This is a genomic window from Nocardia arseniciresistens, from assembly GCF_046764875.1.
Lineage (GTDB): Bacteria > Actinomycetota > Actinomycetes > Mycobacteriales > Mycobacteriaceae > Nocardia > Nocardia arseniciresistens.
In genome coordinates this window covers 395244-411257 of the sequence record NZ_JBKORD010000004.1, presented here as the reverse complement: position 1 = coordinate 411257, position 16014 = coordinate 395244, and the positions used below count along the sequence as shown (strand labels likewise).

17 protein-coding genes are annotated in these 16014 nt (G+C 65.3%); 9 read left to right on the top strand and 8 right to left on the bottom strand.

Annotated elements, in window-relative coordinates:
- Positions 1–26: 26 nt before the first annotated feature.
- The 5 genes from ACLMAJ_RS09700 (at position 27) to ACLMAJ_RS09680 (ending at position 6023) form a co-directional block, all read left to right on the top strand.
- Complete coding sequence (locus tag ACLMAJ_RS09700) at positions 27–1163, top strand: ROK family protein (protein ID WP_412013203.1); 1137 nt, start codon at positions 27–29, stop codon at positions 1161–1163.
- Positions 1164–1254: 91 nt separating this feature from the next.
- Complete coding sequence (locus ACLMAJ_RS09695; protein WP_412013202.1) at positions 1255–2424, top strand: N-acetylglucosamine-6-phosphate deacetylase; 1170 nt, start codon at positions 1255–1257, stop codon at positions 2422–2424.
- Positions 2412–3374 (top strand): 1-phosphofructokinase, encoded by a 963-nt coding sequence (locus ACLMAJ_RS09690; protein WP_412013201.1) that lies wholly within the window; start codon positions 2412–2414, stop codon positions 3372–3374. Before ACLMAJ_RS09695 ends, ACLMAJ_RS09690 begins: the two co-directional genes overlap by 13 nt.
- A 31-nt stretch (positions 3375–3405) precedes the next feature.
- Positions 3406–4233, top strand: coding sequence for a class II fructose-bisphosphate aldolase (locus ACLMAJ_RS09685; protein WP_412013200.1), 828 nt, complete (start codon positions 3406–3408; stop codon positions 4231–4233).
- Between the two features lie 407 nt (positions 4234–4640).
- Positions 4641–6023, top strand: coding sequence for a glycosyltransferase 87 family protein (locus ACLMAJ_RS09680; protein WP_412013199.1), 1383 nt, complete (start codon positions 4641–4643; stop codon positions 6021–6023).
- Positions 6024–6262: 239 nt separating this feature from the next.
- Here ACLMAJ_RS09680 and ACLMAJ_RS09675 read toward each other — a convergent pair whose 3' ends face one another.
- Entirely contained in the window at positions 6263–6466 is a 204-nt protein-coding gene (locus ACLMAJ_RS09675) for a DUF397 domain-containing protein (protein ID WP_412013198.1), read from the bottom strand.
- Complete coding sequence (locus ACLMAJ_RS09670) at positions 6463–7344, bottom strand: Scr1 family TA system antitoxin-like transcriptional regulator (protein WP_412013197.1); 882 nt, start codon at positions 7342–7344, stop codon at positions 6463–6465. Before ACLMAJ_RS09670 ends, ACLMAJ_RS09675 begins: the two co-directional genes overlap by 4 nt.
- A 141-nt stretch (positions 7345–7485) precedes the next feature.
- Here ACLMAJ_RS09670 and ACLMAJ_RS09665 point away from each other — a divergent pair, with 141 nt between their 5' ends.
- Positions 7486–7788, top strand: coding sequence for a hypothetical protein (locus ACLMAJ_RS09665; RefSeq protein WP_412013196.1), 303 nt, complete (start codon positions 7486–7488; stop codon positions 7786–7788).
- Positions 7789–7838: 50 nt separating this feature from the next.
- Positions 7839–8312, top strand: coding sequence for a DUF4254 domain-containing protein (locus tag ACLMAJ_RS09660; protein ID WP_412013195.1), 474 nt, complete (start codon positions 7839–7841; stop codon positions 8310–8312).
- Here the strand turns inward: ACLMAJ_RS09660 and ACLMAJ_RS09655 are convergent.
- The 6 genes from ACLMAJ_RS09655 to ACLMAJ_RS09630 all read right to left on the bottom strand — a co-directional run bounded on the left by ACLMAJ_RS09655 (position 8297) and on the right by ACLMAJ_RS09630 (position 13019).
- Complete coding sequence (locus ACLMAJ_RS09655) at positions 8297–8662, bottom strand: hypothetical protein (protein ID WP_412013194.1); 366 nt, start codon at positions 8660–8662, stop codon at positions 8297–8299. The two genes, ACLMAJ_RS09660 and ACLMAJ_RS09655, sit on opposite strands and share 16 nt — an antisense overlap.
- 163 nt (positions 8663–8825) lie before the next feature.
- Positions 8826–9122, bottom strand: coding sequence for a DUF3349 domain-containing protein (locus ACLMAJ_RS09650; RefSeq protein ID WP_412013193.1), 297 nt, complete (start codon positions 9120–9122; stop codon positions 8826–8828).
- 7 nt (positions 9123–9129) lie between these two features.
- Complete coding sequence (locus tag ACLMAJ_RS09645) at positions 9130–9465, bottom strand: DUF3349 domain-containing protein (protein WP_412013192.1); 336 nt, start codon at positions 9463–9465, stop codon at positions 9130–9132.
- 10 nt (positions 9466–9475) lie between these two features.
- A complete protein-coding gene (locus tag ACLMAJ_RS09640; RefSeq protein WP_412013191.1) occupies positions 9476–9760 on the bottom strand; it encodes a hypothetical protein in 285 nt (94 codons plus the stop codon).
- A 104-nt stretch (positions 9761–9864) separates the two neighbouring features.
- Positions 9865–11277, bottom strand: coding sequence for an inorganic phosphate transporter (locus ACLMAJ_RS09635; protein ID WP_412013190.1), 1413 nt, complete (start codon positions 11275–11277; stop codon positions 9865–9867).
- 230 nt (positions 11278–11507) lie between these two features.
- Complete coding sequence (locus tag ACLMAJ_RS09630) at positions 11508–13019, bottom strand: ATP-dependent DNA ligase (protein ID WP_412013189.1); 1512 nt, start codon at positions 13017–13019, stop codon at positions 11508–11510.
- Between the two features lie 93 nt (positions 13020–13112).
- Between ACLMAJ_RS09630 and ramB the strand changes: the two genes are divergently transcribed.
- Positions 13113–14519, top strand: coding sequence for an acetate metabolism transcriptional regulator RamB (gene ramB, locus ACLMAJ_RS09625; protein WP_412013188.1), 1407 nt, complete (start codon positions 13113–13115; stop codon positions 14517–14519).
- 180 nt (positions 14520–14699) lie between these two features.
- On the top strand, positions 14700–15905 hold the full coding sequence (locus ACLMAJ_RS09620) for a phosphotransferase (RefSeq protein WP_412013187.1): 1206 nt from the start codon (positions 14700–14702) through the stop codon (positions 15903–15905).
- The last annotated feature ends 109 nt before the right edge of the window (positions 15906–16014 follow it).

Here is a 16014-nt window from a genome sequence, read left to right as displayed (position 1 = left end):
CGCCAAAAATGGCTAGCATCACCGAGATGGGAACGGCGCAGTCCGCGGGAACAACGCGACAGGACGCCGGGTCACACCGGCCCGGTCCGCAGGCGGTCGCGCCCGGCGCCGGCGTCGACCCGGTGGGTGCTCCTGTTCGACTCAGCCCCGAAGCTCTCGATCACACTGCGGGTGCGGGTGCGGCTCAGGCCGGAACGCCTCCGGGTACCGCGCGCCCCGACGATGTGACAGCGGCGGGTGCCGCACTTCCCGACGATGCTCTGGTGTTGGGGTTGGACGTCGGCGGCACCACCATGAAGGGCGAGATCACCGACGCGGCTGGTGTAGTGCTGGCCTCGGGCGTGACGGCGACCCCACCGGGTGAGGCGGCGTTCGAAGCCATGGGCGCGTTGGGGGATCAGCTGCTGGCCGAGCTCACCGAGGAACAGCGCGGCAGGGTGGCGCGGGCCGCGGTGCTGCTGCCGGGGATCGTCGACCATATCCGTTCGATCGCCGTGTTCAGCAGCAATGTCGGCTGGCGGGATGTACACATCGGCGACCGGTTCATCGAGCGCTGGAACATGCCGGTGCTGATCGAACATGATGTCGCCGTGGCCGGTTGGGCCGAATGGCGGTACGGGGCCGGGCGCGATTACGACAGCGTGTGCGTGGTCATTCTCGGCACCGGCATCAGCGGAACCCTCTCCGTCGGCGGACGACTCGTCCGCAGCGAATACGGCCAGACCGGCGAATACGGCCATATCCCGGTTCGCCACGCGGACGGCCTGCGCTGTCCGTGCGGCAACATCGGCTGCGTCGAGACGGTAGCTTCCGGCGCCGCTATCGCACGTGCGTACTCCCGTCGCACCGGAACCGAAACCGACAGCGCGGCGGATGTTTTCGCGCTGTTGGATACTGATCCCGACGCCAAGGCCGTAGTCGACGACGCCATCAGCGCCCTGGCCGACGGCCTATCAGGCATCATCCACGCCGCCTGCCCCCAACTCATCGTCCTCGGCGGCGGGCTGGCCGGCGCGGGGGCCGCCCTCACCGAACCCCTGCACCGCACCATCGCCGAACGCCTACGGTTGGTCCCCGCTCCCCGGGTGGTCCTCGGCGAATTCGGGGCGAGAGCGGGGCTGGCAGGCGCGGCCCTGTTCGCCCGTCACGGAGCGTTGGCATGAAGCCCGCACCGATGACGCGAGAGGACTCCGGGTTGACCGTCTCGGTGACAAGGGCGCGCAGCGACCGGGCCGGGCTCCGGAACGGGTGCGCATGACCCGGCAAGAGGGGGCAGTCGGCCTCGACATTCGCGGGCGGATTGTTTCGGCGGCGCAGGTGCTCGACGACGGCGTGGTGACGGTTAGCGGCGAGCGGATCAATGCCGTGCGGTCTGTGGCCGAATGGTCTGCCGCGCATCCTGATTCAGCGGTTCCGGCATTCAGCGGGACGGTGTTGCCGGGGCTCGTCGATATCCATAATCACGGCGGATTCGGACATCGGTTCGATACTGTCGACGCCGCGCAGGCGCGTGCGGCGGCGGAGTTTCATCATTCGCGCGGGTCGACCACGGTGCTGGCGAGTGTTGTCACCGGGTCCGCGGCGGACATGATCGCGCAGACGACGATGCTGCGCGGACTGGCCGAGGCCGGGGTGATCGGCGGAATACATGCCGAGGGGCCATTTTTGGCGTCGGCGCGATGCGGGGCCCAGGATCCGCGCTACCTGCGTGATCCCGACTCGGCGCTGACCGATCAACTGCTGGCCGCCGGGGGCGGACATCTGCGCGTCATGACGATCGCGCCGGAACTTCCCGGATACGAGGCGGTCGCCGAACGGCTTTCCGACAGCGATGTGGTTGTGGCTCTCGGGCACAGCGACGCCGACTTCACAACGTTCCGGCAAGCACTGCGCCCCAATGGTTTCGGGAGCCTTGTCACGCACCTGGCGAATGGCATGCCGCCCCTGCATCATCGCGCCCCGGGGCCGGTTGCCGCAGCATTGGTCGCAGCGGCGGAAGGGAACGTGGTCGTCGAGCTGATCGGCGACGGGGTACATGTCGACTCGGGTTTCGCCGCGCTGGCCTTCGCGACCGCGCCGGGACGAGTCGCGCTGATCACCGATGCCATGCAAGCGGCGGGCATGCCGGACGGCGACTACCAGCTCGGTCCACAATCGGTCCGGGTGAGCGGTGGCGTAGCCAGAGTGGCCAGTGGTTCCATCGCCGGCAGTACCGCTCACCTGCTGCGCTGTCTGGCCTGGGCCGTGCAGGATTGCGGCGTCCCGCTGCGCGAGGCTGTGATGGCGGCCACTTCCATTCCGGCGCTTTCGGCCGGATTGGCCGATGTGGGCGACATATCGATCGACCATTTCGCCGACCTGCTGATAGTCGATGACAACCTACAGGTGCACCAGGTGCTCAGACATGGACAGTGGTTGACGTGATCCTCACCGTGACAATGAATCCCGCCTACGATATGACCTATCGCGTCGAACGTTTCGAGCGCGGGCAGGCGCATCGGGTGCGGTCGGTCGAGCAACGCATCGGCGGCAAAGGCATCAACGTGACCCGAGTGCTCAACCAACTCGGGAAATACGCCAGGGCAACAGGTTTCTCCGACCATGCGTTCGCGGCCGCCGCCGAACTCGAGATGCCGGTCGATTTCGTGCACGCGTTGCCATGGGTCCGGCGCACGGTGGTGATCAGCGAATCCGAAGACGGCACTGCCACCGCATTATGGGAACCCGGTGCGCGCGTGTCGAATCCGCATGCCGTCGAACAGCTCGCCGTTCGAGTGTCGGGCCTGCTGCCCGACATCAACGGCCTGGTGATCTCCGGATCCCTACCCGGCGGCGTCTCACCCGGTCTCCCTGCCGAACTCGCCCGCGCCGCGATCGCCGCCAACGTCCCGACCATCTGCGATGTCGACGGCGAGTCCCTACGACTGGCCGCCCAGGTGCCCGGCGTCATTTTGATGCCGAACACCGAAGAACTCGAACGGCTCACCGGTCGAGTCCCACTCACCCCCGACGAAGTCGCGACCGCAGCACGCCCCCTCATCGATCGAGGAGTGCGCGCGATCATCGCCACCCGCGGCGCCGATGGCATGGTCGCGGTCACCTCGACAGGAGCCTGGTCCGCGACCCTCCCGGAACCCATGTCCGGAAATCCGACCGGGGCAGGCGATTCCGCTGCCGCCGCCGTAATCTCCGCTCTCTCCGAACGCACCGAGCCGGATTGGCCCGCCATCCTCATCGACGCGGTTGCTACCTCGGCCGCCGCCGTTCTGATACCGGTAGCAGGCGAAATCGACCGCTGCGCACGCACCCGAATCGCCCCGACCGTCGTCATCGAAAAATTGGCGGAACCAAGCACCCAGGACTCCGCAAAATGAGTCAGCGCCTCGAGTTCCAGGAGACCCGACCATGACCATGACGCCGGTCTCCGAACTGATCGCCACCGCACGCCCGGGCGGTCTCGGCGCGTTCAACGTGATCACCTTGGAGCATGCCGAGGCGATAGCGGCAGCGGCCGAAGCTGCTGAACGTCCTGTGGTACTGCAACTTTCGGAGAACACCGCTGCCTACCACGGCAACCTGGCCCCGGTCGCGCTCGCGTGTCTGCGGATGGCGGCGGACAGCACCGCCGACATCGCCGTCCACCTCGACCACGCCACCTCCTTCGACCTCATCCGAGCCGCTGTCGATCTCGGCATCCGCTCGGTCATGTACGACGGCTCCACCCTCGACTACACCGCCAACGTCGCCGCCACCGCCGAGATCGCCCGCTGGTGCCACGATCGGGACGTCTTCGTCGAGGCGGAACTCGGCGAAGTAGGCGGCAAGGACGGCGCACACGCACCCGGCGCACGCACCGACCCCGACGAAGCGGTCGAGTTCGTCGCGACAACGGGCATAGACGCGTTGGCCGTAGCAGTCGGCTCCTCCCACGCCATGCACTCGCGCACCGCCGAGCTCGACAACGACCTCATTTCCCGCCTCGCCGCGAAAGTGCCGGTCCCCCTTGTTCTGCACGGCTCCTCAGGCGTCCCCGACGAGGGCCTGCGCGCCGCCGTCGAACACGGCATGACCAAGATCAACATCGCCACTCGTCTGAATGTCCTTGCCACTGACGCAATCCGGGCCACCCTCACCGCCACTCCCGGTCTTTCCGATCCCCGGAAGTACCTGACACCCGCGCGGGCGGCCATCCAATCAGAAGTCGAATACCTGCTGCGGCTACTCGCTGTGTAGTCGACATCGTCCATAACCGATCCGCGGACCCAGCCCGGGCCGGGAACATAGCGGTCGGTTCACCAGCGCGCAGTACGCCACTCCGCGTTCCGCTCGACCACAACTTGCCATGCAGGCGCAGACTCCTGGTAGCAAGCGCCGCGCAACCGGAAGCAACCCACATTCGGCTGCCGATGCAGGGCCGCGGCGGGACTACTTCGTTGCGTCGAGGAATACACGGTGGGTGTGTTTTCGCAGTTCAGCTGCCGCATTCAGCGGAATTCACGGGCATAACAGCGTCCCCATGCCCGGGAAAGTACGGGCATAGCATCCACACAGGTGAATGATAGGATGAATAGCCCTTAGTTTAGCTAACTATTTGCTCGTTTGCCTGTGCCGCATCACCTGATGAAGGAAAAAACAACTACATGGCTGCCATCCTGCAAATGGGAGAACAGCGCGCTGCCGAGACTACCGAGACTGTCGAGCAGTCCCGAGCCCCGCAGAAGTGGACGGCACTCGTTGCCGCCCTCGCGTTCGCTGCTCTCTCCATAGGTACCTGGCTGGAATTCCTGCGGCCGAATTGGCCGATGTACTGGCATCAAGTCGACCTACAGGTCTACATGTGGGGCGGTTCGACAGCGGCGTTGCATCCGGAGCTGCTCTACGACGGCCGCGGACCGATGAATCTCCCCTTTCTCTATCCGGTTTTCGCCGCGTGGATCTGCGCCCAACTAGCCCGATTCCCCATCAATTACATCGGCACCGGCATCGTGATCCTCACCGTGGCGTCATTGTTCGCGAGCGTGTGGAGCGCCGCCGCGCTGCAGCGTTACCGGCGCGGGATCGGCATGATCGCGATGACGATCACCGTCGGCGCCGCGGCGATCTGGATCGAGCCCGTGCAGCAGACTTTTCAGTTCGGGCAGCTCAGCGTGATCCTCATGGCATTGGTGCTCGCCGACCTCGCCATCCCCAAGGACCGCCGATACCGTGGCATCCTCATCGGCATCGCGACCAGCCTCAAACTGACTCCCGCGGTATTCATCGTCTACCTGTTGATCACCCGGCAGTTCAGGGCCGCGGGCGTAGCGACAGCGACGTTCGCGACCACAGTCGCGATCGGCTTCTGGTATCTCCCCACCCAAGCGCTCGAATTCTGGTCCACCACCACGTCATCACAGAACCGGATCGGCTTCGGCTACGTCCAGAACCAGTCCATCAACGGCCTTTTCGGTCGGCTGCAATGGACAACGTGGGAGCACAACGAGGCCTGGCTGGTCGGCGCGGGCCTGCTCGCGATCGCGGGCATCGCCGCCGCCCGCGTCGCCTACCTACGCGGCGACGAGCTATTGGGCGCACTGCTCGCGGCCACCGTCATGCTTCTCGCCTCACCGATCTCCTGGACCCACTACTGGGTCTGGATCGCCCCCGCCATGATCTGGCTGTTCCAGGCTCTGCGCAGCCGCCCCCTCGGCGTCCGAATAGCCGTCCCCGCAGTCATCTATCTCTTCATCTTCGCCTGGCCCATGCAGGTCGATCGCATCGGCACCTGGGACACGACCCTTCCCGTCCTCCCCCAGGGCTTGATCTGGTTCGTGCCGCAAACCATGGGCCGCGAATTCCATTGGACACTGGCCCAATTCTTCCTCGGCAACTCATACACCCTTTTGGCCACCGCGGCCCTGGTGGCAGCGATCGTCTATCTACTCCCCCGAAACCCCCGAACCCCTCATAGTGCGCTCCCCGAGAGCACCCTCGCCGCAACAGATCTGCCAGCGGGGGTGGGGGCGCGGTCTTCGGCGGAATGAGCTCCATCGATGTCGACCGGCGACGCGGGCGAGGGACCTGCGCCGCCGGTCGACGGGCGGTGGGCCGGGGCAGCGCACCCACCTGGTCGGGCGGAAGTGTGGGTTGGCCCGATGGGTGGAACGGGCCGCTTCCGTTGCCGACGAGGTAATCCTGAATGTGGGACCTCGAGCGTTACCGCGACGGGGCTGTGAGTCGGCTGGGAACTATTCGGCGTCGGGTAACGAGTAATCAGCGCCTGTCAGGCAGGCGGGAATGATGCCGCTCGAATGGTTGCCGTGAATGCAGTCCATTCCGCGCCCTCGAACTCGAGGGTTGGCCGGGCGTCGGGCAGGCCCTGATACTTACTGTCGCGGACGAGAATTCGGTCGCCTTCGAATCGGACTTCGACACAGGTCTGACTGTCGTTCGAATAGGAAGACTTGAACCAACGGGTACCGCTCACTTATCGGAGTGTAATCGCCTGGCGCAGGCCCTGATCAGGGCCAACGAGTCGGCGCGGTTCAGCGCGAGCGACTGCGCGCGGTCGTGCACGAAGCCGAGGTCACGGACCTTGGTCTCTTTCCTGCTCACATCGTCGACGATGATCTGGCCGAACACCGCCGACTCGTGCCATGCCAGCGTCGGCAGGTGCGGGCTCTCGAAATCGAGCAGATGGTACGTGGATCCGGTCGGCAGGCTGTGTGACGCAGTGAACGGGATGACGCGTAGGTCGATCCGATCCGCCCGAGATTCGACCACGTCCGCCATGTGAATCAGTTGTCGCTGCAACACTTCTGGGCCGCCGGCCTGCTGCACCAGCGCAGCCTCACCGATAACCGCGATCAGCCGGACCGGACTATCGTCGTCCAGTCGCCGCTGGCGCTGCAACCTCGCTTCAACACGCTGATCGACCTCGATCGCGGGAACCGTCGCACTGGCGGACACCATCACCGCTCGGATGAACTCCTCGGACTGGAGTAGCCCTGGCATAAGGACACTTTCGTATGTCCGGATACATTCGGCACCCCACTCCAGACCGTAATAGCGCATGACGTCGTCACCGAACATCGTCGAGTACCGCGTCCACCACCCGCGCCCTTTGGCACTGTCCCTCAGGAACAGCAGCTCGCCCCGCTCCTTGTCGTCGATCTCCAGGATGTCGAGCAACTGTTCGAGTTTGTCCTTGGGCAACAGGTTTCGTTCGTTTTCGATGTGCGACCAGTAGGCGGGCGACACATCGAGCGCCTTGGTGATCACCGATGCGCCGATGCCGAGCTCCAGGCGACGCCGGCGCAGCCGAAGCGCCAACTCCCAGCGCGCAACCGCAGGTGACAGGGCCATGTCGCGCATCGTACAGCCACCGCTCTCGCGCAATTCATCTCATAATTTGACTCGTATACTTTACGAATCTACAGTACTCTGTGTTACAGATCACAGGCGGGAGCGTTCCCGGGCCCGCACGGCGCGGGACGAGGGGGGCGCATGGCTGTGCATGTTGTCGATCGGGTGTGGATGGTCGGGGATCGGACTGCGCATCAGGCGCGGCGGGTCAGTGATGACGCGTGGGTGGTTTCGTATTTGCGGGGACGGATGCTTTCTACCGAGCAGGCGGCTGCTGCCATTCAGGCAGCGGAGTTCGTTGCGGTGATGGACGAGCTTGCCGCTCGGTTGGGGCTCACCGCGTTGGAGGCATTGGGGCTTGCCGTCAACGAAAGCCCTTGGGATACACCGCCGCCGCGGCATCGGCACCGATTCTCCAGGATCACGGGGCGACATCGGCGTTGATCGATTCGATCGGCTGTGCGGGTAGATCGTTGTCCAGCAACATCATTCGAATGAGGGGAACCGAGATGGAACCACTGCCGCCGAAGGAGAGGGTTTTGGAAGCCTGTCGGATGCTGCTGAGCGGCGACCATCCGCTCTTGGAATCCGCGCACCAGCTGGCGGGGTTGCATGAGCGGCGCATGCAGTGCGCGTTGGGTTCGACAGCTGAAATCGATCAGCGGCGTGCGCATCTGGTACTCATCATCGATCGCTGGATCGCCACCGAAGTTCCGCTCCCACACGGCGGCGCCCACATGCACACCGAAACCGTCGGCACCGTGGTCGACAGGATGGCCCAATTCTCCACCTGCGCCTACGCGGCCCTGCGCACCGCACCCGACTGGATCGTCCACGACGCCTGGCAGCGATTGGCCGAACTGGCCCTGGGCTACCAAGACCTCGCCTTCGAAGTCCGCGCGGGCATTCGCCGCCTGCCCGATCTCGGCGGCCACCGCCCCTACGACTTCGATCAGGGCTGGTTCTGAACTTCCACCCGGGACCACGGCAGCGATTCACGCCAGCCCGGCGCCCCGAAAGCCCAGCCCTGCAACACCTTTGCCACGATCTCGTGACCCGACATATCGAACGGCCCTGCCACCCGCGCCGCGAAGTGCCGGTCGGAGCCGCCCTCACGGAACTCCACCTGACAACTCATATTGTCATTGAGATAGACCTGCATGTAGTGCTGCCCGGCCGGCTCGGCATCCATCCGATCCACGATCACGAACCGATGCCGCAGATTCATCTCGCTCAATAGGTCGAATAGCAAGTCCGCAGAAGGATTCTCCCGAGCCTCCCCGCTCGCCGTTTCCACCCGCAAAGCCGCATCCATCACCCGCCGACCCTAACCAGTTCCCCATCCTGGCAATACTCAAACCCACTATCGCATATGAAATGCGCGGCCTGTCCCATCATTATCGAAGTTGTTGCGCCTAACCGTGATTCGCCTGACCGCGAACCACATCGGCCCGCCCATCAGATCGCCGTTCGAGAGCGCGCTAATCGGCGGGTGTCGGCGGATCGGGCCAGGCATGGGCTTCCAGGCGGGAGCGGACGCGGGCTACGTCTGTCTCCGATGGCATTCCGTTGGTGATCTTGGTGATCATGACCTGGATATCGGTCTTGTCGGCCGGTAGATCGCCGGTCATTGCCAGCTCCGCGGCTATCTGGCGGACCTCGTCGGCGGAAAGGCGGCGGCGCAGCAGGGCGAGCAGCGGGATGTAGTCGGATTCCGGCACACCGTCCGGATATCCGGCCCGCAGCCAGTCGATGATCGCGTTGAGGAACGGTGGCATCGGAGGATCAATCGATGTCGGAGAGGGGGGTGGCCAGTGGCCAGCCGCCTGCCGCGAGGTGCGAGGCGACTCTGGCGATATCGTGCGCGTCGGGCTGCTCCATCGCGACCCGACCGATCGCCATCTCGATATCGGCGTGCGTGATTTCGCTGTCGGGGTTGGAGCTCGCCAGTTCCTCGGCGACCGCGACGACCTCGAAATCCGTCAGATGCCGGTGCAGCACCGCGAACAAGGCGACGTAGTCGGAACTGGGGATCCCTTGCGGGTATCCGGCACGCAGCCAGCCGATGACCCGGCTGAGCCCGTTCGGTCGCCCCTGCGTGGATTTCTGTTGATCGGTCACGGTGAGCCCTTCAGGCCTGTCCGAACAGGTGGATGCCGAGTTTGGCGGCGAGGAATGCCTTTGCGGTGTATAGAATCCCGGTGATAATCGCGACGATGATCAGCCCGAAGCATGCGACGGCTCCGGCAAGCGCCGGGTAGTTGCGTTGCGCGGCACGGCCATCGGCGGTGACCGGATCGGCCGCCGACCAGAACCGCACCCCGACCGCGAAGATGATCGGCAGCCCGGCACCGAGCACAAGGCCCGCCACGGTCACCTTCCACAGCGAGTTCAGATTCGTGATGAGCGTGTGCACGGTGCTCCTCCTGATGCCGAATGTGGTCCACGCGTCGGGTACTGCCAACGGGCTCCCGGGGAGCGCCCGAGGCGGGTGGGATCGACCGCGTTGTAGGACACGCTTCAAACCTGGGCGGGACGGGTGGATTTGGCGCCGGGCCCCTCCGACGAAGACGGACCCGAAGGTGGCGACAACCCGTCAGCGGTCACGCCCTCTGACACCTCACGCACCTTCGTCGTCGTCCCCTTCGCACCATCGGAAATTCCTTCAGGCGTATCGGCGGCATCCGATGCCCCGCCACCCGATCCGTTGGCAGCCCCACCCGGCACATCGGCCGCGTTCGATGTCTGGTCGGGTAATCCGTGGCCGGCGTTGTCCGACACGTCGGTGGCGGCCGACGTCCCGCCTGGCCATTCGTTGACATTGCTGGTGTCGACCGGGTCGCGCCGAGACCGCAGGTACATGACCGCCGACAGAGCGATCAGGACCGTGAACACCACGAGCACGCCGGCGAGGCCGCCGATGACGTGCGCGATGGCCCAGCAGATGGCACCGGCGATGCCCGCGAGCGGCAACGTCAACAGCCACGCGACCGTCATCCTGCCCATCACGCTCCAGCGCACCTCCGCGCCCTTGCCGAGCCCGGTGCCCAGGATCGAGCCGGTCGCGGTCTGCGTGGTCGAGAGCGGAAGGCCGAAATGGGCCGAGGTGAGAATGATCGCCGCCGAGGAGGATTCGGCCGCGAGGCCCTGCGGAGAGTCGATCTCCACAAGGCCCTTACCGAGGGTGCGGATGATGCGCCACCCACCGAGGTAGGTGCCCGCCGCGATGGCGACGGCACAGGCGGCCATCACCCACAGCGGCATCTCGTCGTTCTTGGTGAGGGTGCCGTGCGCGACGAGCGCGAGGAAGATGACGCCCATCGTCTTCTGCGCGTCGTTGGTGCCGTGCGCCAGCGAAACCAGCGAGGCCGACCCGATCTGGCCCCAGCGAAAACCCTCGTCGACCTTGTTCGGATCCGATGTCCTGGTGAGCCGATAAATGCCCCAGGTACCGATGGCGGAAACCAGCGCCGCCACGATCGGGGCGAGCACGGCGGGCAGCACGATCTTGGTGAGCACACCGTCCGAACCCGACGCCCAGATCACTCCGCTCCAGCCGAGCGCGGCGATGGTCGCGCCGATCAGACCGCCGAACAATGCGTGCGATGAACTCGACGGCAGGCCGAAAAGCCAGGTCAGCAGATTCCACAGAATGCCGCCGACTAAACCGGCGAACACGATGATCAACAGATCCTGGCCGTCGACGCCGTCGAGCCGGACGATCCCCTTGGCCACTGTCGCGGCAACAGCCACCGACAGGAAGGCGCCGATGAGGTTGAGCACCGCCGACAATGCGACTGCGACGCGCGGTCGAAGTGCGCCAGTGGCGATCGAGGTCGCCATCGCGTTCGCGGTGTCGTGGAAGCCATTGGTGAAATCGAACGCGAGTGCCGTGACGATGACGATTAGCAGAACCAATAATTCGACGGTCACCCCTCCAGTGTGAAGTACCGACCGTCTGGATTGCCATGCGGTTGCCATCTGTCGGCACTCGAAATGGATCGGTTACCGTGGACCTGGCCTCTACCTGCCGAAGCTCGAGCGGCCCTCATCGACGGGTCGGCCCGCGAAGCGATCACCGATCCACGCGTTGGCTCCCGGAATGCCCGTCGTCCCGACGATCACATGCTCACCCGGATAGCGCGGCGAGCCAACCGCAGCGCTCAGGGCAGCAGGGCGCGCACGGTTTCGATGGTGTCGGCGTCCGCCGGTTCCTTGTCCGGGCGATAGCGAACGACGCGGGCGAAGCGCAGTGCGACGCCGCCGGGATAGCGAGGGCTCACCTGGACGCCGTCGAGCGCGATCTCGACGACGAGTGCGGGCCGGAGGTAGACGGTTTGATCGTCGCGGGCGCGCTGGTGACGCGGGAATTCGGCGGTCTGCCATTGCAGCAGCGCGTCGGTGAGGCCCTTGAAGGTCTTGCCGACCATCACCGGGTCGCCGGTTTCCGGATCGCGTGCACCGAGGTGCAGGTTCGACAGGTAGCCGGTGCGGCGGCCGTATCCCCACTCGGCGCCGAGCACGATCAGGTCGAGGGTATGCGTCGGCTTGATCTTCTGCCAGGCGCGACCGCGTCGGCCCGCCGCGTAGGGCGCGCTCAGCGATTTGATCATCACGCCCTCGTGGCCGGAGGCGAGCGCGCCGTCGAAGTACTCGGCGGCCGCCTCGGGATCGGGCTGTAGCAACGCCGGAATGCTGTGTTCGACAGCGACTTTCATCAGCGCCGTACGGCGCTCGCGCAGCGGGGAGTCCAGCAGGTCCTGGCCGTCGAGGTGCAGGCAGTCGAAGAAATAGGGGTGCAGCAGCAGTTCCCTTGTCGAGGTCACCTCGGCGAAGCGGCTCATCGTCTCCTGAAACGGACGCGGCCGCCCCGAATCGGTCAGCGCGAGAGTTTCTCCGTCGAGCACCACGCTCGTGCAATGCAGCCGGGACACCAGATCGACCAGTTCCGGAACACTCGCGGTGATATCGCGCAGCGTCCTGGTGAACACCCACACCCGCGAACCGTCCCGATGCACTTGAATCCGGGCGCCGTCCATCTTGTGCTCCACGGTCACCTCGCCGTCGAACTCGGCCATCGCCTCCTCCAGCGAGGCACCGGGCGAGGCGAGCATCGGCTGGATGGGTCGACCGAGCTCCAGCCGGAACTCGCTCAACGCGTCCGCCCCACCGGTCAGCGCGGCGACGGCGGTGACAGGCAGTTGCCCGGACAGCATGTAGGCCCGGCGAACCAGATCCACCGGCACCCGCGCCGCCATGGCGACCGCCTCGCTGACGATCGCGGTCAGCGCGCCCTGGCGCAGTTCACCGGCCAGCAGGCGAAGCAGGAAGGTTTGTTCGTCCGAGGTCGCCGCGGTCCACAGCGCCGTGAGCAGCTCCTTGCGGCGGTTCGCCGAACCGGTCCCCGATACCGTCGCCAACTCGCTCAACGCACCATCGACACCCGAAACAGTCAGTGTGGCAACATCACTCGGCGCACCGTCCATCGCGGTGAGAGTGCGCCAGCCGGTGCCGATGCGTCCCTGCCGTAGCTCCCCGGAAACCCAGGCGACCACCGGGACCAGCTCGTCCGGCGCGGCATCGAACAGCAGCCCGGCCAACGCGGCGATCTTCGTCTTCCGGGACCGCGTCGCGCGGACGGTCTCCGAGGCCTGCACGACATCCGAGAACAGCACCACCTGACGGTAGCCCGGGGGTGTGACATATCGCTCAGGACTGCTGCTAATTCGCCATTGGCAGAGTTGTGAAGACGCCAATAAACTGGACACATGGCCAAGACTTATGTCGGGGCGCGGCTTCGCCAGCTGCGGACCGAACGAGGGCTGAGCCAGGTCTCACTCGCCCAGAAGCTGGAGATCTCGGCGAGTTACCTCAATCAGATAGAACACGATGTGCGCCCGCTCACCGTGCCGGTGCTGCTGCGGATCAGCGAAGTATTCGGCGTCGACGCCACCTTCTTCTCCTCGCAGGACGACACCAGGCTCATCGCCGAGCTCCAAGAAGTCGTGATGGACCAGGAGCTCGGCATCGAGGCCGACACCCAGGAAATCGCCGACATGGTCTCCGCGCACCCGAGCATGGCGCGCGCGCTGGTGAATATGCACAACCGCTACCGCAATACCTCCGCGCAGCTGGCCGCCGCCACCGAGGACCGCTTCGCCGACGGTTCGGGCAGCGCGACGATCAGCAAGCCGCACGAGGAAGTGCGTGACTTCTTCTATCAGCGGCAGAACTACATCCACGAATTGGATACCGCCGCAGAAGAACTCACCGCACGTATTCGCTTCCACGGTGGCGACATCAATAGTGAGATCGCGCACCGGCTCCGGGCGCACGACGTACGGATCGTCGAACGCATCGACCTCGGCGAAGGTGTGCTGCACCGGTACGACCCGGACACCCAGCGACTCGAGATCGCGCCTCACCTGTCCGGTGGGCAGCGCACCTTCAAACTCGCGGCCGAATTGGCCTATTTCGAATGCGGCGATCTGCTCGAAAAGCTGGTCGAGGAGGGTAATTTCGCCTCCGAGGACACCCGCAAGCTGGCCATGCTCGGCCTCGCGAACTATTTCGCCGCCGCGACCGTGCTGCCCTACACCCATTTCCTCGAGGTCGCCGAGGACTTCCGCTACGACATCGAGCGGCTCTCGGCCTTCTTCACCCAGAGTTACGAAACCGTCTGCCACCGGCTTTCGACGCTGCAACGCCCGAAACTGCGCGGCGTGCCGTTCTCGTTCGTCCGCGTAGACCGGGCGGGCAATATGTCGAAACGCCAGTCCGCCACCGGTTTCCACTTCTCCGCGAGCGGCGGCACCTGCCCGCTCTGGAACGTCTACGAGACCTTCGCCTACCCCGGCAAGATCATGACCCAGATCGCCCAGATGCCCGACGGCCGCAAATACCTGTGGGTCGCCCGAACCGTCGAGCGCCGCGCCACCCGATACGGCCAGGCCAGCAAGACCTTCGCCATCGGCCTCGGTTGCGAATTACGGCACGCGGGCCGCGTCGTCTACGCCGACGGCATCGATCTCGACGAGGCGAAGGCGACCCCGATCGGCGCCGGCTGCCGCGTGTGCGAACGGACCAACTGCCCGCAGCGCGCCTTCCCGCCGCTGGGCAAGGTGCTGGATATCAGCGAACATCGCAGCTCCGTATCGCCGTACGTCCTCAAGTAGCCCAATCCCCTTTCATGCGCCCGACATGACCAGGCGGGCGTGGATGAGGCGGATATTCCTGGCCGGGATGACGGATGTTCCCGCTGAACGCTTGCCTTAGGGTCCGGAATACGGCAGCCCGATACTCGGAAATACCCCGGGCACAACACATTCGAATGCTGCCGACCAGAGGAGGCCCCGGTGGAGTCCGAGACAGCGACCCGGCACCCCGCAGGGGAGGTAGCGCGTGGAATAACGCGCATCGGTGGTCATATCGCCAGGGAAGCATTCGTCCGCAAGCGGGCAACCAGCGCGGCCGACGTACCGGTCACCGGACGGGAAGTGACCGTCGATTGGCTCACCGCCGTGCTGTGTGACGGCTACCCCGGTGCAGCGGTCGAGACGTTCGACACCGAGACCGTGAGCGCAGGCACCTCGACCCGCTGGAAACTGGGCGTCACCTACAACGAATCCGGTCAGGTCGCAGGCCTGCCGGAAAACCTGTTCGCGAAGACGACCGCGGACTTCAAACAACGGCTCACCCTGGACTTGGCCGGAATACTCGGCGGTGAGCCGGGATTCGTCAAATATCTGCGACCCGAACTCGAAATCGAGGCGCCGCGCGGTTACCACAGTGCGGTCGACTACCGGTCGGGGCGATCGATTTCGTTGCTCGAGGACATCGTCAGTACCAAGGGCGCCAGCTTCTGCACGCCGCAGTCACCGATCGGGCGAGCGCAGATCGAGGATCTTCTTCGGACCATGGCGACGTGGCACGCCCGCTACTGGGACGACAAGGAACTCGGGCAGCATCGGTGGCTGAAGGCCCCAAAGGCGCACTTCGCCAATCTCGACCGGTTGATCGGCATGTCGAAACGAGCCAAGGTCGGGGCCCGGCGAGCGGCCACCGTACTACCCGAAGGGCTTCCAGCCCAACATGACCGGCTCTACCGGGCGCTGGAACAATCGCTGGCGATCGCCAGCACCGGCCCGCAGACCTTCCTGCACGGTGACAGCCATATCGGCAACACATATGTCACCGCCACCGGTCGCATGGGGTTCACCGACTGGCAGGTCGTGCTGCGCGGAAGCTGGGCCTACGACTTCGCCTACGTGGTCACCTCCGGCCTCGCCGTCGCCGACCGACGGGCATGGGAATACGAGCTGTTGACCGTCTATCTCGAACAACTGGTGGCCTGCGGCGCCCCGGCACCGGATTTCGACACGGCGTGGCTTGCGTATCGCCAGCAAGCGTTGTATCCGTACTTCATCTGGCTGGCGACCATGGGCCACAGCATCATCCAGCCGAAGTTCCAGCCCGACGAGATCTGTCTCGGCATCATCGAACGCACCGCCGCTGCCGTACTCGACCTCGACGCCGCGAAAGCCGTCGAGGAGGCCCGCTGAGTCGTGTTCGCGAAGAGCCCTAGACAACTGGTCTTCCGGTACAGCACTCGTGGACCGAACCCGGCAATCGGCTCGCGCTGGTGGTTGCTTGCCGGCGATGAGCTGGCGT

Bases quoted from the DNA above. Each gene is read 5' to 3' on its own strand.
- ACLMAJ_RS09700 (WP_412013203.1), top strand. From the start codon at position 27: ATGGGAACGGCGCAGTCCGCGGGAACAACGCGACAGGACGCCGGGTCA.
- ACLMAJ_RS09660 (WP_412013195.1), top strand. From the start codon at position 7,839: ATGAGGGGAACCGAGATGGAACCACTGCCGCCGAAGGAGAGGGTTTTG.
- ACLMAJ_RS09685 (WP_412013200.1), top strand. From the start codon at position 3,406: ATGACCATGACGCCGGTCTCCGAACTGATCGCCACCGCACGCCCGGGC.
- ramB (WP_412013188.1), top strand. From the start codon at position 13,113: ATGGCCAAGACTTATGTCGGGGCGCGGCTTCGCCAGCTGCGGACCGAA.
- ACLMAJ_RS09670 (WP_412013197.1), bottom strand. From the start codon at position 7,344: ATGGCCCTGTCACCTGCGGTTGCGCGCTGGGAGTTGGCGCTTCGGCTG.
- ACLMAJ_RS09665 (WP_412013196.1), top strand. From the start codon at position 7,486: ATGGCTGTGCATGTTGTCGATCGGGTGTGGATGGTCGGGGATCGGACT.
- ACLMAJ_RS09695 (WP_412013202.1), top strand. From the start codon at position 1,255: ATGACCCGGCAAGAGGGGGCAGTCGGCCTCGACATTCGCGGGCGGATT.
- ACLMAJ_RS09680 (WP_412013199.1), top strand. From the start codon at position 4,641: ATGGCTGCCATCCTGCAAATGGGAGAACAGCGCGCTGCCGAGACTACC.
- ACLMAJ_RS09650 (WP_412013193.1), bottom strand. From the start codon at position 9,122: ATGCCACCGTTCCTCAACGCGATCATCGACTGGCTGCGGGCCGGATAT.